At 55.0% G+C, this 24,476-nt stretch carries 24 protein-coding genes; 15 read left to right on the top strand and 9 right to left on the bottom strand.

Annotated elements, in window-relative coordinates:
• Positions 1-5: 5 nt before the first annotated feature.
• The gene (locus tag EDC90_RS05735) at positions 6-932 is read left to right on the top strand and encodes a carbohydrate kinase family protein (protein WP_132309509.1); all 927 of its coding nucleotides are present in this window, start codon (positions 6-8) and stop codon (positions 930-932) included.
• Between the two features lie 37 nt (positions 933-969).
• Here the strand turns inward: EDC90_RS05735 and EDC90_RS05730 are convergent, their stop codons facing one another.
• Positions 970-1,521, bottom strand: coding sequence for a DUF2975 domain-containing protein (locus tag EDC90_RS05730; protein ID WP_132309507.1), 552 nt, complete (start codon positions 1,519-1,521; stop codon positions 970-972).
• A 300-nt stretch (positions 1,522-1,821) separates the two neighbouring features.
• Here EDC90_RS05730 and EDC90_RS05725 point away from each other — a divergent pair, with 300 nt between their 5' ends.
• Positions 1,822-2,403, top strand: a complete 582-nt coding sequence (locus EDC90_RS05725) for a hypothetical protein (protein WP_132309505.1) — start codon at positions 1,822-1,824, stop codon at positions 2,401-2,403.
• 95 nt (positions 2,404-2,498) lie between these two features.
• Here EDC90_RS05725 and EDC90_RS05720 read toward each other — a convergent pair whose 3' ends face one another.
• Positions 2,499-3,659, bottom strand: coding sequence for a GNAT family N-acetyltransferase (locus EDC90_RS05720; RefSeq protein ID WP_132309503.1), 1,161 nt, complete (start codon positions 3,657-3,659; stop codon positions 2,499-2,501).
• Between the two features lie 315 nt (positions 3,660-3,974).
• Here EDC90_RS05720 and EDC90_RS05715 point away from each other — a divergent pair, with 315 nt between their 5' ends.
• A complete protein-coding gene (locus EDC90_RS05715; RefSeq protein ID WP_132309501.1) occupies positions 3,975-4,370 on the top strand; it encodes a DUF2794 domain-containing protein in 396 nt (131 codons plus the stop codon).
• Between the two features lie 11 nt (positions 4,371-4,381).
• Here EDC90_RS05715 and EDC90_RS05710 read toward each other — a convergent pair whose 3' ends face one another.
• Together EDC90_RS05710 and EDC90_RS05705 are read right to left on the bottom strand one after the other, a co-directional pair.
• Positions 4,382-4,921, bottom strand: a complete 540-nt coding sequence (locus EDC90_RS05710; RefSeq protein WP_132309655.1) for a GNAT family N-acetyltransferase — start codon at positions 4,919-4,921, stop codon at positions 4,382-4,384.
• Between the two features lie 85 nt (positions 4,922-5,006).
• A complete protein-coding gene (locus EDC90_RS05705; RefSeq protein ID WP_132309499.1) occupies positions 5,007-5,765 on the bottom strand; it encodes a Bax inhibitor-1/YccA family protein in 759 nt (252 codons plus the stop codon).
• Between the two features lie 283 nt (positions 5,766-6,048).
• On the opposite strand from EDC90_RS05705, the gene EDC90_RS05700 reads away from it, so the two are divergent.
• Complete coding sequence (locus EDC90_RS05700) at positions 6,049-6,252, top strand: YqaE/Pmp3 family membrane protein (protein ID WP_132309497.1); 204 nt, start codon at positions 6,049-6,051, stop codon at positions 6,250-6,252.
• A gap of 28 nt (positions 6,253-6,280) precedes the next feature.
• Here the strand turns inward: EDC90_RS05700 and EDC90_RS05695 are convergent, their stop codons facing one another.
• Entirely contained in the window at positions 6,281-8,830 is a 2,550-nt protein-coding gene (locus EDC90_RS05695; RefSeq protein ID WP_132309495.1) for an ABC transporter permease, read from the bottom strand.
• Positions 8,827-9,531, bottom strand: a complete 705-nt coding sequence (locus tag EDC90_RS05690; protein ID WP_132309493.1) for an ABC transporter ATP-binding protein — start codon at positions 9,529-9,531, stop codon at positions 8,827-8,829. The genes EDC90_RS05695 and EDC90_RS05690 overlap by 4 nt, the downstream gene beginning before the upstream one ends.
• Positions 9,532-9,626: 95 nt before the next feature.
• On the opposite strand from EDC90_RS05690, the gene EDC90_RS05685 reads away from it, so the two are divergent.
• Complete coding sequence (locus EDC90_RS05685; protein ID WP_132309491.1) at positions 9,627-10,265, top strand: arylesterase; 639 nt, start codon at positions 9,627-9,629, stop codon at positions 10,263-10,265.
• 74 nt (positions 10,266-10,339) lie between these two features.
• Positions 10,340-10,933, top strand: a complete 594-nt coding sequence (gene thpR, locus EDC90_RS05680) for an RNA 2',3'-cyclic phosphodiesterase (protein WP_132309489.1) — start codon at positions 10,340-10,342, stop codon at positions 10,931-10,933.
• Here the strand turns inward: thpR and EDC90_RS05675 are convergent.
• The gene (locus tag EDC90_RS05675; RefSeq protein WP_132309487.1) at positions 10,885-11,355 is read right to left on the bottom strand and encodes a low molecular weight protein-tyrosine-phosphatase; all 471 of its coding nucleotides are present in this window, start codon (positions 11,353-11,355) and stop codon (positions 10,885-10,887) included. The genes thpR and EDC90_RS05675 overlap by 49 nt on opposite strands.
• 162 nt (positions 11,356-11,517) lie before the next feature.
• On the opposite strand from EDC90_RS05675, the gene EDC90_RS05670 reads away from it, so the two are divergent.
• From EDC90_RS05670 to rlmN, 4 genes are all read left to right on the top strand, one after another.
• On the top strand, positions 11,518-11,823 hold the full coding sequence (locus EDC90_RS05670) for a 4a-hydroxytetrahydrobiopterin dehydratase (protein WP_132309485.1): 306 nt from the start codon (positions 11,518-11,520) through the stop codon (positions 11,821-11,823).
• A gap of 44 nt (positions 11,824-11,867) precedes the next feature.
• Positions 11,868-12,245 carry a YkvA family protein gene (locus tag EDC90_RS05665; RefSeq protein WP_132309483.1) on the top strand — a complete coding sequence of 126 codons (378 nt, stop codon included), beginning with the start codon at positions 11,868-11,870 and terminating at the stop codon, positions 12,243-12,245.
• Positions 12,246-12,494: 249 nt separating this feature from the next.
• Positions 12,495-12,998 carry an invasion associated locus B family protein gene (locus EDC90_RS05660; RefSeq protein ID WP_132309481.1) on the top strand — a complete coding sequence of 168 codons (504 nt, stop codon included), beginning with the start codon at positions 12,495-12,497 and terminating at the stop codon, positions 12,996-12,998.
• Between the two features lie 309 nt (positions 12,999-13,307).
• Positions 13,308-14,537: a 23S rRNA (adenine(2503)-C(2))-methyltransferase RlmN gene (rlmN, locus tag EDC90_RS05655; protein WP_132309479.1), complete on the top strand. Its 1,230-nt coding sequence runs from the start codon at positions 13,308-13,310 to the stop codon at positions 14,535-14,537.
• Positions 14,538-14,540: 3 nt separating this feature from the next.
• Here the strand turns inward: rlmN and EDC90_RS05650 are convergent, their stop codons facing one another.
• A complete protein-coding gene (locus EDC90_RS05650) occupies positions 14,541-15,191 on the bottom strand; it encodes a LysE family translocator (protein WP_132309477.1) in 651 nt (216 codons plus the stop codon).
• A gap of 166 nt (positions 15,192-15,357) precedes the next feature.
• Here EDC90_RS05650 and EDC90_RS05645 point away from each other — a divergent pair, with 166 nt between their 5' ends.
• The 5 genes from EDC90_RS05645 to EDC90_RS05625 all read left to right on the top strand — a co-directional run bounded on the left by EDC90_RS05645 (position 15,358) and on the right by EDC90_RS05625 (position 22,980).
• On the top strand, positions 15,358-16,323 hold the full coding sequence (locus tag EDC90_RS05645; RefSeq protein ID WP_132309475.1) for a phosphoribosylaminoimidazolesuccinocarboxamide synthase: 966 nt from the start codon (positions 15,358-15,360) through the stop codon (positions 16,321-16,323).
• Positions 16,323-16,925, top strand: coding sequence for a TetR/AcrR family transcriptional regulator (locus EDC90_RS21415; protein WP_132309473.1), 603 nt, complete (start codon positions 16,323-16,325; stop codon positions 16,923-16,925). Before EDC90_RS05645 ends, EDC90_RS21415 begins: the two co-directional genes overlap by 1 nt.
• 149 nt (positions 16,926-17,074) lie before the next feature.
• Complete coding sequence (locus EDC90_RS05635) at positions 17,075-18,304, top strand: efflux RND transporter periplasmic adaptor subunit (protein WP_132309471.1); 1,230 nt, start codon at positions 17,075-17,077, stop codon at positions 18,302-18,304.
• 47 nt (positions 18,305-18,351) lie between these two features.
• Positions 18,352-21,486 carry an efflux RND transporter permease subunit gene (locus tag EDC90_RS05630; RefSeq protein ID WP_132309469.1) on the top strand — a complete coding sequence of 1,045 codons (3,135 nt, stop codon included), beginning with the start codon at positions 18,352-18,354 and terminating at the stop codon, positions 21,484-21,486.
• 96 nt (positions 21,487-21,582) lie between these two features.
• On the top strand, positions 21,583-22,980 hold the full coding sequence (locus tag EDC90_RS05625) for an efflux transporter outer membrane subunit (protein WP_132309653.1): 1,398 nt from the start codon (positions 21,583-21,585) through the stop codon (positions 22,978-22,980).
• 97 nt (positions 22,981-23,077) lie between these two features.
• Here EDC90_RS05625 and EDC90_RS05620 read toward each other — a convergent pair whose 3' ends face one another.
• The gene (locus EDC90_RS05620) at positions 23,078-24,070 is read right to left on the bottom strand and encodes a P1 family peptidase (protein ID WP_132309467.1); all 993 of its coding nucleotides are present in this window, start codon (positions 24,068-24,070) and stop codon (positions 23,078-23,080) included.
• Positions 24,071-24,476 lie beyond the last annotated feature (406 nt).

Genomic DNA, 24,476 nt, shown 5'->3' with positions numbered 1-24,476 from the left:
GAGACATGATTTTATGCTGCGGAGAAGCGTTGATTGACATGCTGCCGCGTGAGGCCAGGACAGGCGAGGCGGCCTTTGCGCCATATGCAGGCGGGGCCGTCTGCAACACCGCGGTCGCGCTTTCCCGACTGGGCTGCAAAACAGGTTTCTTCTCCGGTATTTCGTCGGATCTGATGGGTGACATTATTCGTGAAAAGCTCGACGATTCCAACGTCGATCACACCTATGCCGCGATCTCCGACCGCCCGACGACACTGGCCTTTGTGAAGCTGGTCAATGGATCGGCGAGTTACGCGTTTTACGATGAAAACACGGCCGGGCGCATGATAACAGAAGACGATCTGCCGAAGGTTGGTGATGATTGCGATGCAATGCATTTCGGGGCCATCAGCCTCATACCGGAACCCTGCGGGTCAACCTATGAAGCCTTCCTGATGCGCGAGGCCGACCGCCGGGTTATTTCGCTTGACCCGAATATTCGCCCGACCTTTATCAAGGACAAGGCAAAGCACCGCGCCCGCATCGAACGCATGGCGGCGAAGTCCGATATCGTAAAGTTTTCCGACGAGGATCTGGAATGGTTCGAGCTGGAAGGGTCGATGGATGAGCGGGCGAAATACTGGATCGATCAGGGCGCAAGTCTCGTTGTGATTACCTGCGGGGCGCATGGCGCGATCGGTTATACTGCGACGCAAAAGGTCGAGGTGCCGAGCGAAAAGGTTGATGTGGTCGATACTGTCGGCGCGGGCGACACCTTTGATGCCGGTATTCTGGCTTCACTCCATATGGCCGGGCTGCTAACCAAGGAGAAGGTGAAAAACCTGCCACCGGAGGCCATCTCGAACGCGCTGGCGCTGGGTGCGAAGGCTGCCGCTGTTACGGTTTCGCGCGCCGGGGCCAATCCGCCCTATGCACACGAGATCGGGCTTTAGGGCATAATCTGCCTTCGGGGCCAGAAAACACCGGCAGTCACGCTGTGCCCTGATTGTTCTGTCTGAAACCTGAGGCAATCGTCAGGATGTGCCCAATGACGAACAGCAGACCGGCGGCGGGCAGTAAAACGAGCAGCAAGCTGCTGATGTCGAAATAGGAAATGTGTCCCGCCCCAGGGTTTTTAAGAGTCGCAAAGAATGTTGAACCTTGCTGGGCCAGAATGCCTAAGGTGCAGCTTGCCACCGCATAAACGCCGGATTGTCGCAGATAGGATGCTGTTTCCGGCGAAATTGAACGCTCGCTTTCGACCTGTTCGAAAAAGCACCAGACACACTGAAGCCCAAGCAGGCTCAGTGCTGAAACCAACGCCATAATGACGATCAATATCGTGCTGGTCACCGGGTCAAGGGCGATGGTTGTCGAAAAACCCATATCGGCGCTGATATCGGCAGCAAAGACTGATGGATTGGCGACCGACTCCCATGCCTGATAGAGCAGGGCGCCAATCAAAGCAAACTGGCAGACGCGAATAGCGCGCTTCCAGCACTGATATGTTCTGATGTTATGTTTCCGGCTTTCTGAGCGCATCAATGAAACCTTGATGAAACGTTTTTGCGTCAATTAATATTTTTATTGCTTAGGATCAATAAATATTTTGCTAGCTGGTTTTGTTGTTTATCCTGACCGTTGTTTGTTTGTTGCTTAATTTAGACATAGAAAATAAAAATGCTGATATGGCCTGATCAGGATCCCTTAAATATTCGGCTTTGTCTGTTCTGTCGCGATGCCCTGTTTTGAGAAACGGACTGCACAGTCATCATTTACCGGGCTTTAAGCACTGCGGTTTAGTATTTAACTTACGTTTCGATTCCTGTTTTTGGTTTTGCCATGTCTTTTTCGCCCCTTGTCAGGCTTTCGGCTGTCTTCGGATTGCTCATGCTTTCGGCCTGCTCATCCTTTTCCTTTCTGCCCGGGAGTAAACCGTCGATCCCGACACCGATCGCTGCCAATCCGGCTGCAATCCGTATCGCGGTTCTGGCCCCGGAAGCCTTCAGGCTGGAAGAAGGTGACCTTGATCTCACGGTGTACCAAAACGGCGGAAGCAATGAGATCTCGCATGACTACACGCTTGTAAGTGTTGATCCTTCCGAAGCTAAGGCGGCGATTGCAAAGTTCCGCAAGCCCGGTCAGGTGCTGCATCTTTATCGTCTTGCACCCTCCGATGCGCTTGCGTTGCGCGACCAGCAGCAGGAGATGGCTGCAGCACGCGAGCGCGGCAAGGCAAAACCGGGCTTTTCTGTCGATCTTGATAAAGCCTGCTGGGATGGCCCGGTCTATGCCCCCGGCGTTCCGCTCGATGTGTTGATTGAAGCTGGCGGCGAAGAAGGTTTTCATCCTCTGCTATCCGATATCGACATATTTGCCTTGCTGAACCGGCCGGAAGAGTCACGGCTTAAACCCTGCTCCTGATCCCGTTATTCATGCAAACACTCTGTTGCCGATGAAGCCAGATCATGCCGCTGTGCTGGCAGCTGCCTTCCGGAAGAAACGCCTGGGGTGAAAACTCAGACTTCCAGAGCCTTTGCTGCAGCATCAAGTGAGCGCTCATGCCCGGGTTTTAAAGCAACCATAAGGGTTGCCCGGCCTTCATCGTCTGACCAGAACCGTTCGGCAAGAAACGGGCCGACGCCGGGCGCACAGCGTGTCACACGGATGTTTGTGTCACGGAGGTTCCACTCAGTCAGACGGACGATGAGTTGTTCATCCACGGCCATATCGGCCAGATCAGTGTGCACGATCGTGTCTGCGATCCAGGCTTCGCCTGCAACAACCGGCTGTACGGCAACGGCAATCAGAATCTCGTCGAGGTAGAGCGCGTGCAGGCGGATCCAGTCGCGTTTGGCAAGCGCACGGCAGGCCGCTGTCAGAAACGCGTTTGGTGCCGGCCCGGCGGTATCCCGTGCAAGCATCGGAAGCGCTTCGAGGACAGGCTCGATCTCATCGCTGTTCCTTGCGACCCGATATGTGACATGCCCCTTTTGCTGCAGAGCCTGCCATTTTTCCAGCTTGTCTTGCCAGGCCGCGCGTTCAGATCCGGCGAGCCGCGAAGACGGGTCGACCCTTGCCGTCAGGGCGCGTCTGCGCGTAGCGCCCGTCACCCTAAAAGCCAGCCCCCTTGCTGCAGCCACTGCGCGTCCAAGCCGCATGATCGCGCCATCAGCCAGAAGGTCCGGCAGAACTGCAATGCCCGGCAGATTGGTCAGATTGTTGGCCAGGGCTTCGAAAAGCTGGTCAATGGTGGCCATTGGACGGTGGCGGGAAATGAGCGGTGCATTATAGGCAGCTGTCCCATCGCCAAAGCCGTGCGCGGTGATCCAGCGCCCGCCATCTTCCACACGAAATGCCATCAAAGCGGCAAGATCGTCCTGTTCCATACCCTGCGCGCCTTCGTGGATTAACGCCAGCCGAAGGCCGTGAAGGCCGTTCTTCAGGGCCGTCAGCAGAAACGGGGCAGCCTGGAAAACATTGGTCTCGCTGGAGCGGAAAACCAGACGGTCAAATGCGCGTTCAAGTTCCTCTGGCGGGGTTGAATAAAGCGAAAATTCTCCGCCGGTTTTCAGTTCGAGCCGAACATCGGGAACGGCGCGACCGGGGCGGACGACAGATAACTTGGACTTCAGCCGTGCAGGCGTGCGGGGACCGAGATCCTTCCGGATGATGCTCATCGTGCTGCCACCCTTTTGCCGTGAAAGGGCTGATGGCTTTCCGGCAGAGCCGAAGGGCCGGACGCTGGCATTTGTCTGGGCTTGAAAGTCATCGACGCGCTACTGGACTTTAATGAAACTTTGTCCATGAAGACTAGGCGGCCAAGGTTAACAAAGGGTTTGTTCGCTGCAGCCCGGAGGCAATGCGATGTGGAAAACCACTCTTGCATTTCTCTTTCAACCGGGCAGACTGTCTTATGAATGTCACATGGCCATTCGGCAGGCCCAGACGCCGCTGGACGCCAGACCCTTGTTTGTGGCGAAACAGGAGATCGCATGGCGCAGAAGCCGGAATCCCAGACAAGCTCAGTTAAAGGCAGCGGCAAGGTTGTCGATCTTTCGCAGTACCGTCCCAGTAAAAAGCCAGAGCCTTTGCCCGTGACGTTTCATCGCCGCGAGCTTGATACGATCCTTTGGCTTTACGGTCGTATGGTCGGCGACGGTGAATGGCGGGATTACGCACTGGACCATATGAAGGACCGTGCCGTTTTTTCGGTGTTCAAGCGAGCAGGTGAAATGCCGCTCTACCGGATCGAAAAAAATCCCAAGCTGGCTGCCCGGCAGGGGGCCTTTTCAGTGACGAACAATGCCGGAATGGTGCTCAAGCGCGGACACGATCTCAAGCAGGTTCTGAAAGTGTTTGATAAGAAGCTGAAGCTGGTCGAAAAATAGACCGCCTGCCGTCATGGCAAGGCGATCGGGCCGGGCGCGGACATATTGCCATCTCCAAGTGCGCGCTGCATGAACACCGTGTCCAGCCAGCGCCCGTTTTTGAAACCTGTTCCGGACAACCGTCCCGCATCTGAAAAACCGCAAGCGCGGTGAAGCGCGACAGAGGCCGGGCTGGCGCCGCCGATAACGGCGACCATCTGACGAAATCCACGTTTCTCGCAGGCGTCGATCAGGTTTGTAAGGAGCGCTTTGCCAACGCCTTTTCCACGTGCCTGTGGGGCGAGATAAACAGAATTTTCTACCAGCCATCGATAAGCGGGCCGGGTGCGAAATGCGCTGGCATAGGCATAGCCAGCAACATTTCCGCTGGCATCGATCGCCGTAAAATACGGATAGCCGCCATTAAGGACCGTCGCCATGCGGTTCTGCATTTCGGTGTCGGTCGGCGGCTCAATTTCGTAGCTTGCAAAACCGTTTAAAACGCTCTCGGCATAAATGCCGGTAATGGCTGCGATATCGCCTGGTTGGGCTGTGCGGATTTCAATGGACATGGCGGGCAATGGTGTTTCCGGAAGAAAGGCGGGCATGAAAAAGGCGGCTTCACGCCGCCTTTCCCGTATCAGTTTGTCAACAGTCTTAGTTCCGGTTGCCCAGAAGGCGAAGAAGGAACAGGAACATGTTGATGAAGTCGAGGTAGAGCGTCAGTGCACCCATGACAGCCTTGCGGCCGGCGACAACATCGCTGTCACCGTCATAGTACATTTCTTTCAGCTTCTGCGTATCCCATGCGGTCAAACCGGCAAAGATCAGAACACCAAGAACCGAAACAGCGAAGCTCAGAGCGCTCGACTGCAGGAAGATGTTGACCACCATGGCGATCAGAATGCCAAAAAGGCCGACAATCATGAACGAACCCATCGCCGAAAGATCACGCTTGGTCGTGTAACCGTAGAGTGAAAGAGCGCCGAAGGAAGCCGCGGTGATGAAGAAGGTCTGTACGATGCTTTGTCCGGTATAAACCAGGAAGATCGTTGAAAGCGAGATGCCTGTCAGGGCGGCATACACCCAGAACGCCATCTGCGCGCCGGCGACGCTCATCTTGTTTACGCGGAACGCGAGGAAGAAAAACGCGATCAGCGGTGCAAACATGACAACCCATTTCAGCGGTGAGGCATACATTACCTGACCGAACTGGGTGAGCGCGACCTGGCCATCAGCCCCGGTCTGCGACACGGACATCATGAAAATACCGTAGGCGGCAATGCCTGTAATCACCAGGCCAAGCGCCATCAGGTTGTAGATCTTGAGCATGTAGGCGCGCAGGCCCTGATCGATTTCGGCACTCGCGTGCGCTCCCGTCTGCGCGCGGGTCTGGTAGTTACGAAGATCAGCCATCAATTTCCTCTTTTAAAGCCCCTTTGTGAATCACGGTGTCGGGTACTACCTTTGAATGAAAGCACCCAGGCGCCGCTGCGGGGCCCAGCAAGCCTGGAGATAATATGATCGTTCATGGCATCTGTTACAAGCCGATTCAGGCGTAAAACGGGTTGGAAAAGCTCAATTTTTCGTAAGTTTTGCTGCGTTGCACCTGCAAAAGCCGTATTGCGGTCACCATTTACCAGTCCTTCAAGGCTGGCAAAGCCTGTCAGCTCTGCTCTTTTTAGCGAAGGACATTCACATGCGCTACTTCATTGCCGTCGTTTTGCCCTGGCTTTCTTTCTTCACAATCGGCAAACCGATTTCGGGCATCATCTGCCTGATCCTGCAGATCACGCTGATAGGCTGGCCGGTTGCGGCGATCTGGGCCGTGTTTTCGGTCCAGAACTTCTTTGCCGATCGTCGCAACGAAGAGCTTTTAGACGAACTTCGCCGGAACAAGTAGAACACGGTCTTTGTGAAGCCAAAACCTCTCAAAGCTCGCGCAGATAAAGCGCGGGCTTCTGGCCAAGAAGGTGCCACGTCCCGAAAAGGCCGATTGCCACGGTCACAGCCACTGCACCTGCAATCGTGGCAAGCGCAACAGTTGGCAGAAGACTGAATGGCAGCATCATAATCTGCGTTAGGGCATACCACGCAGCCGCAGAACCTGCGACCAGTGCGAAGATGCCTGTCATTGCGCCCAGCAGAAGATATTCATAGACAAAGGCGCGGATGAGCGCAGGCCGGGTCGCGCCCAGCGTTTTCATGATCACGGCATCATGACCGCGACGGCGATTGCCGGCCGCAAGTGCGCCTGAAAGAACAAGGACAGAGGCGATCAGCGCAATTGCAGCGGCTGCGCGAATAGCCGTGGCAAGTTGGCCGACGAGATCGCTGGCAATTTCGAGGGCAGCCTTGACCTCGATTGTGGTGACGGTCGGGAAGGTACGGGTCACCGCGCCTAAAATTTCAGCGTTCTTCGCAGTATCGGCGGTCTCATCCGTCAGGGTTGCCAGCCACGCATGTGGTGCGCCGGCAAATGTGTTCGGCGAAAACACCATGACGAAGTTGATCGAGAGCGATTCCCATTCAACTGTCCGGAAATTGGCAATCGTCGCGGTGATATCACGGCCAAGCACGTTCACGGTGACCGTGTCGCCGAGTTCAAGGCCCAGTTCGCGCCCCTCTTGTGCTGCAAAAGAGACGAGCGGTTTGCCGCTGTAGTCGTCCGGCCACCACTTGCCCTCAGAAAGCGTGGCGTTTTCCGGAAGTGCAGCATTATAGGTCACGCCGCGGTCACCGCGCAGCACCCAGTTGGCCTCTTCGGTGGGTGGCTCCCATTCGCTGGCAGGCGTATCGTTCAAGGATACAATCCTCCCGCGCAGCATTGGCACAAGCGTCAGGTCGCCGTCCGGCGCTTCTTTGCTGATCAGGTCTTTGAAGCCGTCGGCTTCATTGTTCTGAATATCGACGAAGAAGAAATTGGGGGCGCGCTCGGGCAACGTGCTGGAAAGCTCGCGGTTGAGATTGCCGTCAATCAGCGCCAAGGCAACGAGCAGTGTCAGGCCAAGGCCCAGTGACAGAACAACTGATCCGGTAAGCGAACCGGGGCGGTGAATGTTGCCGATGGCAAGGCGAAGCGATGGTGCTTTGGTGTGAGGCGCCTTGCGGGCCAGCGCCTTTATGGCGAACGCAACCATGCGCAGCACCAGAAACGCAACGGCTGTTGCGCCAAGGAATACGGCGGCAACGAAGCGTTCTTCCGTCGTGAAGATTGCCAGTGCTGAAAGTGCTGCCAGGATCAGGCCTGCGGCCAGAAGATAAGGCCAGCCTGGCCGGTTTCCCTCGTCATAGCCATGTTCACGCAGCAGGGCGGTTGCCGGAACATGCCGTGCGGCAGAAAGCGGAAGAATGGCAAAGGCCCCGGCTGTCAGCAAACCAAACAATGCCGCAAGGGCCAGTGCCAGCGGATAGACAGAAAGAGGGAAGCTGATTTCAAGGAGTGAAGACAGAAGGGGCAGGGCGACCAATGGAATGACTGCACCAAAGACCATGCCGGCGGCTATGCCGATCAGCGCAACGAGCATGATCTGAATGAGATAGATCAGCACCACCATATTGGCGGGTGCACCAAGGCATTTGAACGCGGCAATCGCACGGCGCCGGCTTTCCAGATAGGCGCTGACCGCATTGGCAATGCCGACTCCGCCTGTAATCAGCGTTGCCAGACCGACCAGTGTCAGGAATTCCGATAGCCGGTCGACATTTTCGCTTAAGGATGGTGCTGCGCGATCCGAGGTGCGGACGGACCAGCCAATATTGGGAAATTTATCCTCTGCCTGTTCCTTGACTGTTTCCGGCGGAGCGGACGTATCTGAAAGACGAACGCGGTATGAATAATCAATCAGACTACCCAGCCGGATCAGCCCGGATGCGTCCAGTGCCTGCCTGCTGATCAGAATGCGCGGCGCGAAGGCAAAACCTTCCGAAAGGGCATCCGGCTCTTCCACCAATGTGCCCGATACCCTGAGGCTCGTATTGCCAAGAAGCAGTGTATCGCCTGTGGCAAGGCCGAGACGGTCGGCCAGAAGCGGGGCGACCAGAACACCGAACCGGCCGTCGTCTTCTGCAAGTGCCTGAGAGACCGGCTGGGCCGGGTCTGCAACAACCGCGCCATAAAGTGGATAAAGGCCGTCGACGGCCTTCACTTCGGCAAGCGACTGATCGGAGCCATCAGGCAACCGTGTCATCGAGCGCAACGTCACCGATTGCGATACATCTCCGAGATCTTCAACATAAGACAGCGCATCCCCGTCGATGGGCTCGTTGTCGCGCTCGAAGCGGATGTCGCCGGCCAGAATTTCACGGCCGCGTTCTTCAATACCCTGATTGACAGCCTGCGAGACCGAGTTGACGGCGGCGATTGCGGCAACACCGAGGGCGATGCAAGACAGGAAAATATAGAAACCGGAAAGGCCACCGCGCATTTCGCGCAGCGCCAGCCTCAGAGCGAGTAAGGGGCGGATACGGTTGGGGTTCATGAGCCGGAAAGTTCCGCTTTGCTGGCTTCAGGGGATAAAATTTCGCCGGAACGCACATGCACCTGCCGGTCGCAACGCGCCGCAAGTGCAGGGTCATGCGTCACGAGCACCAGCGTTGTGCCGCTCACGCGCTGCCGTTCGAATAAAAGTTCGGCGATCTGTTTTCCCGTCTCACCATCCAGATTGCCGGTCGGCTCGTCTGCGATCAGAACGGAAGGTTCAGGCGCAAGGGCGCGGGCAATGGCAACGCGTTGTTGTTCGCCACCGGAAAGCTGGCCGGGATAGTGCGTCAGCCGGTGCCCCAGGCCAACGCTTTTGAGGGCTTCGCGCGCCCGCTCGAAAGCGTCGCTCCTGCCTGCAAGTTCCAGTGGAATGGCAGCATTTTCCAGAGCGGTCATGTTCGCGATCAAGTGAAATGACTGAAAAACAATGCCGATGTTTTCGCCGCGAAATGCCGCCAGCGCATCTTCGGAAAGCGGAGAAAGTGCTGTTTGACCAATTGTGATTTCACCGTTGTCGAGCCTTTCAAGACCGGCAATGACCATCAGAAGCGTTGACTTTCCCGAACCCGATGGTCCGAGAATGCCGACGGACGCACCACGGGCGATATCCAGTGACATTCCTTTAAGGACATGCACTGCAGCTGAACCGTTGCCAAGCGTCAGTTCCGCGTCTTCAATTTTGATGAGAGTATCGGCCAAATTGTTGTCTCGCTTTGAAAATGCTGTCTCAATGAACACATAAAGGTTTACGCAGTCCCGCCACCAGTGGACCAAAAAGATTTAGGAGCCCGATCATGCGATTGAAAGCGATAGCCCCGATTGTTTTTGCTGCAACGGCTGCTTTTAGCAGTGCAGTCTTAGCTGAAGAGGCGGAGCCGCTTGAAATCGTGGTGCTTGGAGACAGTCTTGTTGCGGGATATCAACTGGGTTCGGGGGAAGACTATCCGACAAGGCTTCAGGCCGCTTTAGAAGCAAAGGGCTATCAAATCTCTGTGATCAATGCCGGTGTTTCCGGTGATACGACCAGCGGCGGGCTGGCGCGGGTCGACTGGTCCGTTCCCGATGGCGCCGATGGTGTCATCCTTGAGCTTGGTGCAAACGACGCCCTGCGTGGCATCGCACCGCAGAAAGTTGAAGATAATCTTGCCGCGATCATCTCCCGTCTTCAGGAGCGCGATATTCCGGTGATGCTGATGGGCATGATGGCGCCGCCGAACATGGGCGAGGATTATGCCGCCGAGTTCAATCCGGTCTATGATGATCTGGCAAGTCGCTACAGTCTGCCGCTTTATCCGTTTTTTCTGAACGGCGTCACGACGCATCCGGATCTTCAGCTTTCCGACGGTATGCATCCTAACGCCGACGGCGTGGAGGTCATGGTTGAAAATACACTGCCTGCGGTTGAAGCGTTCATAAAAACAATCAGGGGATAATAAAAATAGGCCTTGCGTCTGATGGAGTTAAATGATTCGCTGATGGTGTCAGATGCAGATTCGGGGAGCTCGCCATGCCGAGATTGTTCACCGCCCTCGAAATTCCGCGCGAACAGGCTTTGAGCCTCTCGCTTCTGCGCGGCGGCCTTCCCGGGGCCCGCTGGATTGATGTGGAGAATTACCACATTACTCTGCGGTTCATCGGCGATGTTGACTTCCGCACAGCAGATGAAGTCGTTCACTGGCTTGATCGGATTGATCGCTCTGCTTTTCAGCTCCACCTTTCAGGAACCGGCGCCTTCGGCAACAAGAAGCCGCATGCGATCTGGGCTGGCGTTTCGCCCACGCCGGAGCTCTATGCCTTGCAGGGGGAAATCGAAAGAATCTGTCAGCGTATCGGTCTTGGGGCTGACCCGCGCAAGTTTTCGCCGCATGTTACGCTGGCAAGGCTCCGCGGCTCGAAAGTTCCCGATGTGGTCGACTATCTCGCTGCGCGCGGTAACTTCCAGACATTGCCTTTCACCGCATCTCGCTTTGTGTTGATGTCTTCGCGAGATTCTGTCGGTGGCGGGCCCTATCAGATTGAGGAGGCGTTCGACCTCTTTGATCCGGCTGAGGCTTATGATTTTGACAGCAATGACTGGCAACCTGCCAAGAGCATGTTGTAAACGTTGAGAAAACCGTCTTCGCCGCCGTAATAGGGGTCCGGAACATCCTTATTCTGGCCAAGTGTGTACTGATTGAAGAGTGCGATCTCGGCTGAGCTTGTGCTGCCTGCGCTGCGTCTCAGGGATGCCAGATTGCCACGATCCATAGCCAGGATCAGTGAAAAACGGTTAAAGTCGTCTGGCCTGATCTGCCGCGCGCGCTGACCTGAAATGTCAATGCCGTGTGTTTTCGCAATCGCCCGCGAGCGCGGGTCAGGCAGCTCTCCCTCATGCCAGCCGCCGGTTCCGGCCGAGTCGATCAGGACATCGGCATCACGCCCGGCTTCCGTGACAAGATGGCGAAATATGCCTTCAGCCAGAGGTGAACGGCAGATGTTTCCGGTGCAGACGAACAGGATTGATGCGCTTTTGCCGATAGTCATGATCTTTGCAATTTTGTCCTGAATAATGCGTTTGGATATGATGGCGGGCTGAACAATGCTTTTTATCGTGCCTTGTTGAAGTCTTAACGCGATTTGAAACCATTTCGCAATTCGTGCGCTTTCTTAAAAAGAGGACGTATCCGAGAAAGGGGAGATGTTGAGATGACGAATGAACGACTGGATCAGGCTGCCATTGAAGATGCTGTGCGTGATCTTACCGGCTGGGCGTTGTCCGATGATCACGCCGCCATCACCCGTGACTTCAGGTTTCGCAATTTCCGGGAGGCATTCGCCTTCATGAGTGAGTGTGCATTGGCTGCGGAAAAGGCTGACCATCACCCTGAATGGAGCAATGTATACAACAAGGTCCACGTTCTCCTGTCGACCCATTCCGCGGGCGGTATCACCCGGCTCGATCTTGAGATGGCACGAATGATGAATGCCGCTGCTGCCCGGTTTGACGTTTGAACAGGCATGATGACGCCTTATATCAGTGGGCGAAGGAGCCTTTTATGGACGAAATCAGATATGGTGAAATCCTTGAACCAGGCGATGAAAAGACGCGTGAGCAAAATGAGAAGGCCGTGCGCGCGGGTTTCTGGGGCAAGCTGAAAAAGACCGCAGCGCATATTCCGTTTGCACGCGATGCGGTCGCGGCCTTTTATTGTGCCACTGATAAAGACACCCCGCTGGGCGCAAGAGCTATCCTGTTTGCCGCACTGGCTTATTTCATCATGCCTGCTGACATCATACCGGACTTTTTTGCGATTGTCGGTTTTTCGGATGATCTGGCGGTGCTGATGACAGCGATGACCATGATTCGCCGGAATATGCAGGATACGCACTATCAGAAGGCCGATCATGCACTCGAAACGTTCAGCAATGAGTGATAATATTAGTCATATTTGATGGTGAGGATGCCCCATTCTTGCCGTCTTTGACCGCCTAAACACCGCTGGAAGCACTCGGTTATCAAAAAGTGCGGGGCCACTTTCGAAAAGGAAGGCCGGCAAACCCTGTTCGTTGACTCTTTGGTAACCTCGAATGCGTATCACTTTGGGCAAATCATCAGCTAACAGTCCGGTGTGTTCGACATGAAACCGGACTGGCGGCAGGCAGAGATAAAACGGCAGGATCACATGTTGGCAAAAAGAATCGTTCTCGTATTGGCGCTCCTGTTCGCGGGCGCTTCGATCGCTTCCGCACAGACACCCACGCCCATTCAGAAATTCGATGCCTGGGTCGCGTATTCCTATGATTCGAGTGATGGTAAGGTTTGCTACGTACTCTCCGTACCGGCCAAAAAAGAGCCGGCAAACGTCGATCATGGCGATAACTATTTTGTTGTCACCAAGTATCCGGGCCAGAATGTTTCGCTCGAGCCGCAGGCCATGTTCGGTTACAGCCTGCGTGACGGATCGAATGTCAACGTCGTCGTGGATGGCAAAAGCTTCCCGATGTACCACAAGGGCAAAGGCGCCTGGCTTGAAAATGCCGCTCAGGAGCCAACGCTTGTTAATGCATTGAAGGCTGGCCGGACCATGGAAGTCCGGGCGACGTCTGCCCGTGGCACAAATACCGTTCACACCTATTCGCTGATCGGGATTACGGCAGCGCTGAACAAGATCAGCGCCTGCAAGTAAAGTCTTTCAGTCAATCGTTCATTTGACGGCCCGGTCGTATGACCGGGTCTTTTTGTTTTGTATGGTCCTTTTTGGGCAGGCCGCCTGCGGAAACGCTCAATCCGGGTGACGAAACCTGAAATCCGTGCTATTGGCTTTCGAAAATGCCTGCCGGTATGACTGTCTCTGGTCGCAGGCGATGGGTGGCGAATCTGAAGGTTTGCCTTTGTGAGACTTCTTTTTTCCGTTTTGCGGACGCGCTTCTGCCGGTTTCTTTGCTTGTAAAGAACGCCAGACACTGCGGCCGCCTGTTTCGTTTGGAGCCGACCGATGTCCGTTTCGGGAACCGCAACTATCGATATTGAAGCCCGCCGTGGCGCGAATGCTGCCGTCCGGGTGCCGAAGCCGTCCCTGATCGGGCTTTCCAAGCCGGAAATGGCTGAGGCGCTGTACGATATCGGTGTGCCTGAGCGGCAGCTGAAAATGCGCGTCAACCAGATATGGAACTGGCTTTATGTGCGTGGCGTTTCAGAATTCGCCGATATGACCAATATCGCCAAGGATCTGCGCGTCAAAATGGATGTGGCATTTTCCGTTGAGCGCCCGGAAATCGTTACCGAGCAGATGTCATCAGATGGCACCCGCAAATGGCTGATCCGTTTTCCTGCCCATGGCGCGGGAAAGCCGGTCGAAATCGAGACGGTTTATATCCCTGAGGAAGATCGCGGCACGCTGTGCATTTCCAGCCAGGTTGGCTGCACGCTGACATGTTCATTCTGTCATACCGGAACGCAGCGTCTGGTGCGCAATCTGCGCCCGGAAGAAATCCTTGGTCAGTTGCTGGTGGCCCGCGATGCACTGGGCGATTTCCCCAACCGGGATGCGCCAAACGGTGCTTTCATCCCTGAATCTGATCGCAAGGTCACCAACATCGTGATGATGGGCATGGGTGAGCCGCTTTATAATTTCGAGCAGGTGAAGAAAGCGCTGCTGATTGCCTCGGCTGAGGATGGATTATCCATGTCCAAGCGGCGCATCACGCTTTCGACTTCAGGTGTCGTACCGGAAATGTATCGCACCGGCGAGGAGATCGGCTGTATGCTGGCAATCTCGCTCCATGCCGTAAGGGATGATCTGCGTAACATTCTGGTGCCGATCAATAAGAAATATCCCCTTGAACAACTGATTCAGGCCTGTCGCGATTATCCGGGGCTTTCCAATGCCCGGCGCATTACCTTTGAATATGTGATGCTGAAGGATGTGAATGACAGCCTTGAAGACGCCCGAGATCTGGTGAAACTTCTCAAGGGTATCCCGGCAAAGATCAATCTTATCCCGTTCAATCCATGGCCGGGATCGAACTACCAGTGTTCTGACTGGGAGACGATTGAGCGTTTTGCCGATTTCATCAATCAGGCCGGTTACGCTTCGCCGATCCGCACGCCACGCGGTCGTGATATCCTGGCGGCCTGCGGTCAGCTCAAATCCGAATCCGAGCGTATGCGCAAAACTGAACGCATGGCCTATGAGGCGATGTCGATCGGGGGCAGAGCGGAATAGGCCCTACCGTCCCTGTGTCAGCAGGATTTTGACGGCGAACAGCGAGAAGACGCTGGCAAACAGATAATCGATCAGCCGGAGTGTTTTCTTGTGGGCCATCAGCCAGCCTGAAAGCTGATGGGCTGCGAGCACAATCGCAATCGTTGGGAGCAAAGCGACAGCGATGAAGGTGAAGCCGAGAAAGATCAGCTTTCCGGTGACATTCGGGTCGCTGGCCTCAACGAATTGCGGCAGAAATGTCATGAAAAATATGATGATTTTGGGGTTGAGGATATTGACCCAGAAGCCGCTCGCCATCGCCGCGCGCAGCTGGCCCTTTTGCCTTTGTGGTGTTGCCTCAGCCTCCAGCACAAAATTATTACCCTTGCGAATGGCCATCACCGCCAGCCAGAACAGATAGGCCGCGCCACCCGTTTTCAGAATAAAGAAGGCTGCTGGCGATGCAATGATCAGCGCAGATACGCCGAAGGCAACCAGAAGCGTGTGGACGCACAGCCCGAGATTGGTCCCTGCCAGAACCATCAGGCCTGCGCCTTTGCCGTGACGCAGTGCCTTGTTGATCGAAAGCGTCATATCGGGGCCGGGCGTGAGCGCCAGAAGCAGTGTGGCGGCTGAAAAGGTGAGGAGAACAGGCAGTGTCGGAATAAAGTCCATGATTGAGCCTCAGGCTGAAGATATGCGACGGACAGAAAATGCACTGTGAACGGCACCAGAACAACTTGTCTGTAGCGATTGCCGATCACGTTAACAATCTGTAATGAAGTCGGTAGAAGAGTTCAAATCTCTGTTTGTCCGGCCTGAATTTTGAAAGGGATCGACCTTGCGCATTCTGGATGAAGCCCATTTTCCCGAACTGCCGAATTATTATCGCGGCAAGGTCCGGGAAAATTATGACCTGCCGGATGGACGACGCCTCATCATTACGACTGACCGGATCAGTGCCTTTGATCGTGTTCTGGCTTCAATTCCGCACAAAGGCGCCATCCTGACTCAGGTCGCTCGCTTCTGGTTTGAGGAAACCGCAGACATCTGCGCCAATCATGTCGTCGCATATCCTGATCCGAATGTCGTTGTCGGGCGAAGGCTCGATATTCTGCCGGTCGAGATCATCGTTCGAGGGTATCTGGCCGGCTCGACCGACACATCCATTCTGACTCGCTATAAACGTGGCGAGCGGGACATGTACGGCATTAAGTTTCCGGACGGCATGCGCGATAATGAAAAGCTGCCTGAGCCGGTTATCACGCCGACAAGCAAGGCCTTTGATGGTGGACACGATGAACCTCTGACGCCGGCTGAAATTCTTGAGCGCGGGCTTTTGACTGAAGCTCAGTGGGAGACTGTATCCTCCGTAGCTTTAAAGCTTTTCGAACGCGGGCAGGCTCTGGCAGCGCGCCGGGGACTGATTCTGGCCGATACAAAGTATGAATTCGGAACCGATTCCGACGGTAATATTCTTGTAGCCGATGAAATCCATACGCCGGATTCTTCGCGTTACTGGATCGCGGAGAGCTATGATCAGGCATTTGCAGATGGTGCACGGCCTGAGAGCTTCGATAAGGATTTTATCCGTTCCTGGGTCGGTGCGCGCTGCGATCCGTATAAGGACCCGATCCCGGAAATTCCTGCCGAAGTGATTGAGGCTGCATCAGATGTTTATGCGCAGGCTTTTGAAATGATAACCGGGCGCCGCTTTGAGCCTGATATTTCCGGCGCAACGGTGAAGGAGCGGGTCAGGGATAATCTCGTGGCCTATTATCCAGAGGGGAGCTGGGGCAGGAGGTAATGCGCAGACCAAGACGCAAAGCGGAGGAAACGCGGGAAGATATCCTCAATGTTGCGGAGCGCCTGTTTCGCGAACGTGGTTTCACGGGGGTATCCATCGCCGATATTGCCAGCGAACTTGAAATGTCGCCGGCTAATATTTTCAAGCATTTTAAAAACAAACTTGCACTCGGACGGGCGACAGCGTTTCGCCATGCCCGAAATCTCGCTGCCCGCTGCCGTGATGATGGTGTCAGCGGTCCGCCGGATGAGCGTCTGATGGCGTTCCTTTCGCGCCTGAGTCATGAGCACCTTCGGGACATGACGGAAAACCGGTATCTGTTTGAAATGATACCACTTGTTTTCGAGGATCCGCGAAAAGAGGGGCGTATTTATCGCCGGCTTCTGGAGACGCATGTGGCAAAGCTGATCAGCGAAGCGGTGGAGGCTGGCACCTATCGCAGCGAGGACCCGGCAGCAGACGCCGCGCTTGCATTGGATATGCTCGGCAGTGTGCTGAATCCAAAGATGCTGAGCTGTGCCGATCTCGCAACAGTACCTGATAAAACGCAACTTATGTTGAAAATTGTCGACGGTGGATTGAAATACCGCGTTGCAAAGTGACGTTTTCTTCGATACGTCACTCTAACAAGTCAGCTTCGCGGACTTTCTCGCGCATATGTCTTACCTCGTCAGATACAGTGTTCCTGACGAGGTAAGATTGTGTTAAGGAATCGACCGAGTTTTATTTTTTATATTTTGGATAGGTGCCCATGCTGTCGCGCAAGCTTCCGATTGCCGCTTTCACAGTAGTTGCATTTGCGCTTGGCGCGTGCAGCGATGAAGGTAAAAACCAACAGGCAGGCGCGCAAACGCCGCCCCCCCAGGTCGGGGTGGTCACGATGAATGAGCAGACGGTTCCGATCACGACCACTCTTCCTGCGCGTGCTGTTTCCTATCGTTATGCCGAGATCCGCCCGCAGGTCAGTGGGATTATCACTGACAAAGCATTTAAAGATGGCGCCTTAGTGGAGAAGGGCGATCTTCTTTATCAGATTGAGGCCGATGCATACGAAGCATCTCTGGCACAGGCTAAGGCTAGTCTCGCTAAGGCCAACGCGACCGTTCCGGGTGCAGAGGCGAATTATGAGCGTTATAAGCGCATCGTGAACAAGGGTGCCACTGAGATCCAGCTGACCGATGCGCAGACTCAGTATGAGCAGGCCCTTGCCGATGTTGAATCGGCCAAAGCGGCTGTCAAGACAGCTCAGATCAATCTTGACCACACACAGATTACCGCGCCTTTCGGTGGTGTTCTTGGTGTTTCCAACGTTTCCATCGGTAACCTCGCATCGCCGACGTCGACAAACTCGCTTGTGACTTTGAACCAGCTCGACCCGATTTATGTCGACATGTATGAGTCAGCCGGGCAGGTCCTCTCGGCCTCCGGTAAGTATTCTGACTTCAAAAGTGAGACAGACCTTTCCAAGGTTAAGGTGACGCTGGAGCTTGATGATGGTTCCCAGTATTCCGTGCCTGGTCATATCGACGTGTCGTCGCGCACTGTCGATGCATCGACTGGTACGGTCAATCTGCGTGCTATCTTCGATAATCCCGACAATACGCTTCTTCCCGGTATGTTCGTTCGTGCAACGATTACGGTTGCGGAAGAGCAGGGTTATCTCATTCCGCAGCTTGCTGCAGATATCGAGCCGGATGGTCGGGTAACTGCACGGTTTGTTACTTCCGACAACAAGGTTGAAACCCGCGTTTTTGACAATGCGATGGTTTCTGACAACTCTTGGGTTGTTCAAAGCGGGATTTCTGATGGTGATCGTCTGATCGTTGACGGTTTCCAGCGGCTTGTTGGCGGTGTCGATACCGTCACGCCGGTGCCTGCTAAGGTTAATGAAAATGGTGTTGTCGTTGATGACAAGTCGTCTGGCAACGGTTCAGGGGGCGGCTCTTCGGGCGCGTCTGGTTCTTCTGACGGAAATGGCTGAGCGTATGGGAGTTCAGGCAGCAAGACCACACGCTCGAGGTATTCTTAATGGCTAATTTCTTTATTAACAGACCAGTGTTCGCATGGGTGATCGCGATTGTGATCATGCTCATCGGCGGGCTTGGAATTTCGCAGCTCCCGATCTCACAATATCCGCAGATCGCGCCTACGACCATTTCCTTGACGGCCACTTATCCTGGCGCCAGTGCCAGAACTGTCGAAACAACAGTGACCAATGTGATCGAAGAAGGTCTTACCGGCTTTGATGACATGCTTTATCTGACCTCAACCTCGAGCCCGGGATTGATGCAGATTTCTGTGATTTTCGGCCCGGAAATCGATCCTGAAATTGCCCAGGTCGAGGTGCAGAATAAGCTTCAGCTTGTGCAACCTCAGCTGCCTGATATCGTTCGAAATCTTGGTATCACCGTTGATCGTTCATCCTCGAGCTTCCTTATGGTTGTGGCGCTGACGGATAGCAGCGGAACATATTCTGCTGCCGACCTCGGCAATATTATCGACAGTAGCATCAACGACGGTATCGCGCGTCTTGACGGTGTCGGCAGTGTGCAGGGGTTCTATACGCCTTATGCGATGCGTATCTGGCTCGATCCCTACAAGCTCAATCAGTACAACATGACGGTCTCTGATGTCGCGAATGCTATTCAGGCGCAGAACCAGCAGGTTGCTGTCGGTGATATTGGTAATAACCCATCGGTGAAGGGGCAGCAGCTCAGTATTACCGCTGTTTCTGCAGCTCAGCTGGAGAACGTCTCAGAGTTTGAAGGCATCGTTCTGAAGACGACCGAAAACGGGGCGAATGTGACCCTTTCGGATGTCGGTCGTGTTGAGCTGGGCCAGCGTTATTATCAGTTTTATACATATTACAATGGCGTTCCTGCCGCCGGTTTTGCTGTCGAGCTTGCCAATGGTGCCAATGCCATTGATACCTCGAAGCGCGTGACGGATTTTATGGATTCGATCAAGCCGTCTTTGCCGCAGGGCGTTGATGTGATCTATCCTTACGATACGACGCCGTTTGTTGAGCTTTCTATTGAGCAGGTTGTTCATACGCTCTTCGAGGCCATAGTGCTCGTGTTCGTCGTTCTTCTGGTCTTCCTTCAGAACCTCCGGGCAACGCTGATTGCGACGATCGTGGTTCCGGTTGTGCTTCTCGGGGCGTTTGGTGTCCTTTCGTTTGCAGGGTTCTCGATCAACACGCTGACCATGTTCGCGATGGTGCTGGCCATCGGCCTTCTTGTGGATGACGCGATCGTCGTGGTCGAAAATGTCGAACGAATAATGCACGAAGAGGGGCTTCCACCGAAAGAGGCGACCCAGAAGTCTATGGGCGAAATCCAGGGCGCTCTGATCGGTATCGTGATGGTGCTGACGGCGGTGTTCATTCCGATGGCCTTCATCGGTGGTTCGACAGGTATCATCTATCGTCAGTTCTCGATTTCGATCGTTGCCGCGATGGTTCTATCCGTACTGGTCGCAATGATCTTCACGCCCGCTTTGTGCGCAACGATGCTGAAGCCTGTCGACCCGACCAAGAAGGATCGCGGCCTTTCAGGTGTGTTCAACCGTGGTTTTGAGAGGGTTACAAATGCCTATACAGGCACTGTCAGCTTCCTGCTGAAGTGGCCGTTGCCGGTGTTTGCTGTCTTCGGCGTTCTTCTGTTCGCCGTCTACCACTACTTTGTCCAGCTCCCTGACTCCTTCCTTCCGGATGAAGATCAGGGATCTCTGTTCACCATCGTTAACCTGCCCACCGGCGCCACAACCGAACGCACCCAGGCTGTGACCGACCAGGTTGCCGCGTATTTCCGCGATCAGGAATCGGATGCTGTCGATGCTGTGTTCACTGTGCTTGGCTTCTCGTTTGCGGGCCAGGGGCAGAACTATGCTATGGCGTTTATTCAGCTTAAGCCTTTTGAAGATCGTACGAATGAGGCTGAAACCGCGGCAGCCGTCGCGCAGCGCGCCAATGGCTATTTCTATATGAATGTTCGCGATGCGCAGGTTTATGTGGTTCAACCGCCTGCAATCCCTGGTCTCGGTCAGTCGACAGGCTGGACGGGTTATGTCGTTGATTCGGGCGGGCAGGGTCAGGAAGCCACGCTTGCAACCACCAACCGTATCATTCAGCAGATGAATACCGGTGGCATTGCCGCTCAGGTTCGCACCAATACGCTGCCGAACGAGACGCAGATGAAGATCAATATTGATGAGCAGAAGGCCGGGTCTTATGGGGTCAGCATTGCTGAAGCCACTGGTATGCTCTCAACGATCTATGCCGGCACGAACATCAACAACTTCACGCTGAATGACAAAGTGAAGAAGGTTTATGTTCAGGGCGATGCGCCATACCGTATGCAGCCTCAGGATATTTATCGGTGGTATGCCCGGAATAATCAGGGCGATATGGTGCCCTTCTCGGCCTTTACCGATCTGAGCTGGACGTCTGGCGCGCCTTCTCTTGCCCACTTTAACGGCAACCCTGCGGTCGACATTCAGGGGCAGACGCAACCCGGCATGGCCTCAGGTGAGGCGATGAACCAGCTGGAATCGCTTGTTTCGCAGGCCGGCGGTGGGTTCTCCGTTGCCTGGACTGACATGTCGCTGCAGCAGGTCATTTCCGGTAACGAAGCGACTTACCTGTACATTGTGTCGATCGTCTTCGTGTTCCTGTGCCTTGCCGCGCTTTATGAGAGCTGGAGCATTCCGTTCTCAGTCATTTTGGCTGTTCCCGTCGGTATCCTCGGTGCTGTCATGGGGGCTCACTTCCTTGGTCAGGACAATGACGTCTATTTCAAGGTTGGCTTGTTGACGACGATGGGCCTTGCAGCGAAGAACGCGATTCTGATCGTGGAGTTTGCCCGGGAGCAGAGTGAGAAGGGGGACAACCTCTTCGATGCTGCCGTGCATGCTGCCAGAATGCGTCTGCGTCCGATTATTATGACTTCGCTTGCCTTTATCCTCGGCGTTACGCCGCTGGTTCTGGCAACCGGCGCGGGGTCAGCGGCGCAGAACGCGATTGGTATCGCGGTGTTCTTCGGTATGCTTGCTGCCACAACGCTCGGTATCTTCTTCGTTCCTTCTTTCTTCGTTGCTGTGTGCCGGCTGATGGGCATCGGTAAGAAGGGGAAAGACGAGGCAGAAGAGCAACAGGCTATTTAAAAATATGTTAACGATATTGCGCCGGGCCTCGCCCGGCGCATAAAAGGATAACGGCTGGCTTACTTCTTTGGTGAGTCAATGAAACAGGGAATTACTATGTTGTTGCGCCGCGCTACCGCCGTTCCGTTCCTGATGCTGCTGTTGTCCGGCTGCGTCGTAGGACCGGATTACACCGCGCCGGAGACAGATCTTCCGGGCAAGTTTTCCGAAGGAAGCGATGAAAGCGTCGGAAATGTAACAGAAGTTGCGTGGTGGGAGAGCTTTAATGACTCGCTTCTCACCTCCTATGTGGAGCAGGGCCTGTCTCAGAACCTGAGTATTCTGCAGGCTCTCGAACGGATCAATCAGGCTGAGAGCGATGTTGTCATCAATACGGCTGGCGCTTTCCCTTCGGTCAGCTTGCAGGGGTCCGATACTGGCGCTGGTGCGGCCGGTGATGGCGCATCTGCGCAACAGCGCAAAACCAGCAACACGGTCAGCGGTTCTATCCCGGTTTCATGGTATCTTGATCTCTTCGGCCTTTATCGACGTGCTGGCGAGGCATCGGAAGCGCAGCTCGATGCCGCTTATGCCAGTGCCGATGTTGCCCGTCTCACGCTGATTTCCAATCTTACAGATGCTTATATTGGCGCGCGCCTCTATCAGGAGCGGTTGCAGATTGCCCGTTCGAACCTGCAGAGCCGTCGTGAAACCCTGCGTTTGACGCAGTTCCAGCTTGATGCCGGTGCGGCTTCGAGGCTTGATGTCGTTCAGTCGGAAGGTCTCGTGAATGCGCAGCTGTCGACAATTCCGACGCTGGAAGCGCAATATCGTCAGCAGGTTTATGCGCTTTCGACGCTGATGGGGCTTCCGGCTCCGGCGCTGATTGATCAGATGAACAAGAAGAAGCCCATTCCGGTTACGCACGCGAAGCTGTCGAGCGGCGTGCCCGCTGATCTGATTCGCAATCGCCCGGATATCCGTCAGGCTGAGCGTCAGCTTGCTGCCGCTACAGCGCGAATTGGTGTTGCGGAAGCGCAGCTTTATCCGTCGATCACACTGAGCGGTACGCTTCAGGCCAGTTATTCCGCTACCTCAATTGCCAATGGTGGTATGACCTCGTGGTCGTTTGGTCCTGGCCTCAATTTGCCGATTTTTGATGGTGGTGAACTGCGGGCTAATCTTTCCAAATCCGAATCGGTTGCACGTGAAGCTTATCTCACCTGGAAGCAGACCGTCTTGAATGCCGTTCAGGAGGTGGAAAATGCGCTTGCCGTTGCCACCCGTGATGGGAGGACTGTTGCAGCTCTGCGTGCTTCGGTCTCCTCCTACCGGGAGGCACTGCGGCTTTCCACGGCCAGCTACAAGGATGGCGCGATTTCGCTGCTCGATGTGTTGGATGCACAGCGTAGCGTCTCAGATGCTGAAGCCAGCCTGGCCAATGCTGTGGCTGATCAGGCGAGTGATTTCGTTGCCCTGAACGTCGCAATCGGCGGCGGCTACGCAGTTCAGTGATTGAAGTCGTCGCCGAAGCCTGACGAACTGATCATCAGAATCGAAGAAGCCCGGGTCGTTGTCCGGGCTTTTCCTGTTTTATTGGGCGCGGCTTTGCTCAGGGTCTGCCGAATTTATCTTTCCAGCTTTTCAGGGCGCCCTCATGTGGGAGGGCATCGGCTTCATAGACCCCCCGGGCAATGGCCCGCGCCATTGTTGTTGTCGCCAGAAGGCAAAGTTCGGCGAATGCCCAGTCATCTGGCACTGCTTTTTCGCAGGTCGCTGCTGAAAACACGGTATCACCATCGAAGGGAAGGTGTGCCGGATAGATTGCACGCGCGAAACCGTCATGCGCGGCAATCGAAAGCCGGTGCGCTCTTGCTTTCGTTAGTGTGGCGTCGGTGACGATGATGCCGATCGTGGTCGCAGTGGTCGGGCCACCTTTCATGCGAAGAGCCAGATCCTCGCGTTGAAATGCAGGTGGCCAGCCACGCCCGCCGAATTCGTCCTGTTCTTCGAATGGCGCCGACCAGAAATGAGGGCCTTGTCCGATGGTAACACTGCCCATGGCGTTGACGGCGACAAGAGCTGCCAGCTGGAAGCCGCTTTCAGTTCTGGCAGAGGCTGAGCCGAGCCCGCCTTTCAGGTTGACGGTTGTTGCGCCAGTGCCCGCACCCTTGGTGCCAAGTTGCAGTTCTGAGGCAGATGCATTGCGATAGGCTTCATAGCCAAGGTCACGGTAGGGGCTGTGCTGGGGCCAGTCCTTGTCAGCGCCGTTGGTCAGGTCCATCAAAATGGCTTGAGGAACAATTGGAACATGGAACCCGCCGACTGGAAGGCCGCGGCCGTCTTCGCGGAGCCCGGCTTGAACGCCACCTGCCGCATCGAGACCGTAGGCCGAGCCACCGGACAGGACAAAGGCGTCGACTGTTTCGACAGTGTTCGCCGGGTCGAGAAGCGCAAGCTCTCGACTACCTGGCGCACCACCAAGTGCTGTGCCGGAAGCGATTGCCGGTTTGTCGAAGACAATGGCTGTAACGCCGGAGCCCAGCTTCAAATCAGTTGCGTTGCCAACGGCGATGCCATGAATATCGGTGATGAGGTTTTTCATAAAAGCCCTGGAGGATGATTGTTATATGGTTCTCAGGCGCGTTGCCGGGAATGCGAACGCTCTGGCTTTTTTGCCAGAATTAACACGGGGATTTAAGCGCTTCGGCAGGCCTCTTACATATTTTCTACATTTTTTGCATTTTCCTTGTTGACTCTGAAGGGCGGATAACCCTATATGCGCATCACCGACGGGGTCGACGGTCGCTTCCGCGACGAAGAGATGTTGACCCGCTTCCGCCAGTTAGCTCTGCTGATTGACGTGTTTAACTGAAAGGTTTGGCACGCGGATAGGTTTTTGACACTGATTTCTTCAGTGTCGGTTATTTGGACAATTGCATATTGAAGAAAGAGAAACGTGGCGAGCGGCTTTGTCTTTTGGTGGACTTTCGGGTTCGCTGGAAAAGAGA

It is taken from the genome of Martelella mediterranea (assembly GCF_004342225.1).
In the GTDB taxonomy this organism is placed as follows: Bacteria; Pseudomonadota; Alphaproteobacteria; order Rhizobiales; family Rhizobiaceae; genus Martelella; species Martelella mediterranea_B.
This window is presented reverse-complemented; position numbering and strand designations above follow the sequence as displayed.

What these genes read in the sequence shown, in the direction of transcription:
- EDC90_RS05735 (WP_132309509.1), top strand. Translation starts at nt 6, where the DNA reads ATGATTTTATGCTGCGGAGAAGCGTTGATTGACATGCTGCCGCGTGAG.
- EDC90_RS05730 (WP_132309507.1), bottom strand. Translation starts at nt 1,521, where the DNA reads ATGCGCTCAGAAAGCCGGAAACATAACATCAGAACATATCAGTGCTGG.
- EDC90_RS05725 (WP_132309505.1), top strand. Translation starts at nt 1,822, where the DNA reads ATGTCTTTTTCGCCCCTTGTCAGGCTTTCGGCTGTCTTCGGATTGCTC.
- EDC90_RS05720 (WP_132309503.1), bottom strand. Translation starts at nt 3,659, where the DNA reads ATGAGCATCATCCGGAAGGATCTCGGTCCCCGCACGCCTGCACGGCTG.
- EDC90_RS05715 (WP_132309501.1), top strand. Translation starts at nt 3,975, where the DNA reads ATGGCGCAGAAGCCGGAATCCCAGACAAGCTCAGTTAAAGGCAGCGGC.
- EDC90_RS05710 (WP_132309655.1), bottom strand. Translation starts at nt 4,921, where the DNA reads ATGTCCATTGAAATCCGCACAGCCCAACCAGGCGATATCGCAGCCATT.
- EDC90_RS05705 (WP_132309499.1), bottom strand. Translation starts at nt 5,765, where the DNA reads ATGGCTGATCTTCGTAACTACCAGACCCGCGCGCAGACGGGAGCGCAC.
- EDC90_RS05700 (WP_132309497.1), top strand. Translation starts at nt 6,049, where the DNA reads ATGCGCTACTTCATTGCCGTCGTTTTGCCCTGGCTTTCTTTCTTCACA.
- EDC90_RS05695 (WP_132309495.1), bottom strand. Translation starts at nt 8,830, where the DNA reads ATGAACCCCAACCGTATCCGCCCCTTACTCGCTCTGAGGCTGGCGCTG.
- EDC90_RS05685 (WP_132309491.1), top strand. Translation starts at nt 9,627, where the DNA reads ATGCGATTGAAAGCGATAGCCCCGATTGTTTTTGCTGCAACGGCTGCT.
- thpR (WP_132309489.1), top strand. Translation starts at nt 10,340, where the DNA reads ATGCCGAGATTGTTCACCGCCCTCGAAATTCCGCGCGAACAGGCTTTG.
- EDC90_RS05675 (WP_132309487.1), bottom strand. Translation starts at nt 11,355, where the DNA reads ATGACTATCGGCAAAAGCGCATCAATCCTGTTCGTCTGCACCGGAAAC.
- EDC90_RS05670 (WP_132309485.1), top strand. Translation starts at nt 11,518, where the DNA reads ATGACGAATGAACGACTGGATCAGGCTGCCATTGAAGATGCTGTGCGT.
- EDC90_RS05665 (WP_132309483.1), top strand. Translation starts at nt 11,868, where the DNA reads ATGGACGAAATCAGATATGGTGAAATCCTTGAACCAGGCGATGAAAAG.
- EDC90_RS05660 (WP_132309481.1), top strand. Translation starts at nt 12,495, where the DNA reads ATGTTGGCAAAAAGAATCGTTCTCGTATTGGCGCTCCTGTTCGCGGGC.
- rlmN (WP_132309479.1), top strand. Translation starts at nt 13,308, where the DNA reads ATGTCCGTTTCGGGAACCGCAACTATCGATATTGAAGCCCGCCGTGGC.
- EDC90_RS05650 (WP_132309477.1), bottom strand. Translation starts at nt 15,191, where the DNA reads ATGGACTTTATTCCGACACTGCCTGTTCTCCTCACCTTTTCAGCCGCC.
- EDC90_RS21415 (WP_132309473.1), top strand. Translation starts at nt 16,323, where the DNA reads ATGCGCAGACCAAGACGCAAAGCGGAGGAAACGCGGGAAGATATCCTC.
- EDC90_RS05635 (WP_132309471.1), top strand. Translation starts at nt 17,075, where the DNA reads ATGCTGTCGCGCAAGCTTCCGATTGCCGCTTTCACAGTAGTTGCATTT.
- EDC90_RS05630 (WP_132309469.1), top strand. Translation starts at nt 18,352, where the DNA reads ATGGCTAATTTCTTTATTAACAGACCAGTGTTCGCATGGGTGATCGCG.
- EDC90_RS05625 (WP_132309653.1), top strand. Translation starts at nt 21,583, where the DNA reads ATGTTGTTGCGCCGCGCTACCGCCGTTCCGTTCCTGATGCTGCTGTTG.
- EDC90_RS05620 (WP_132309467.1), bottom strand. Translation starts at nt 24,070, where the DNA reads ATGAAAAACCTCATCACCGATATTCATGGCATCGCCGTTGGCAACGCA.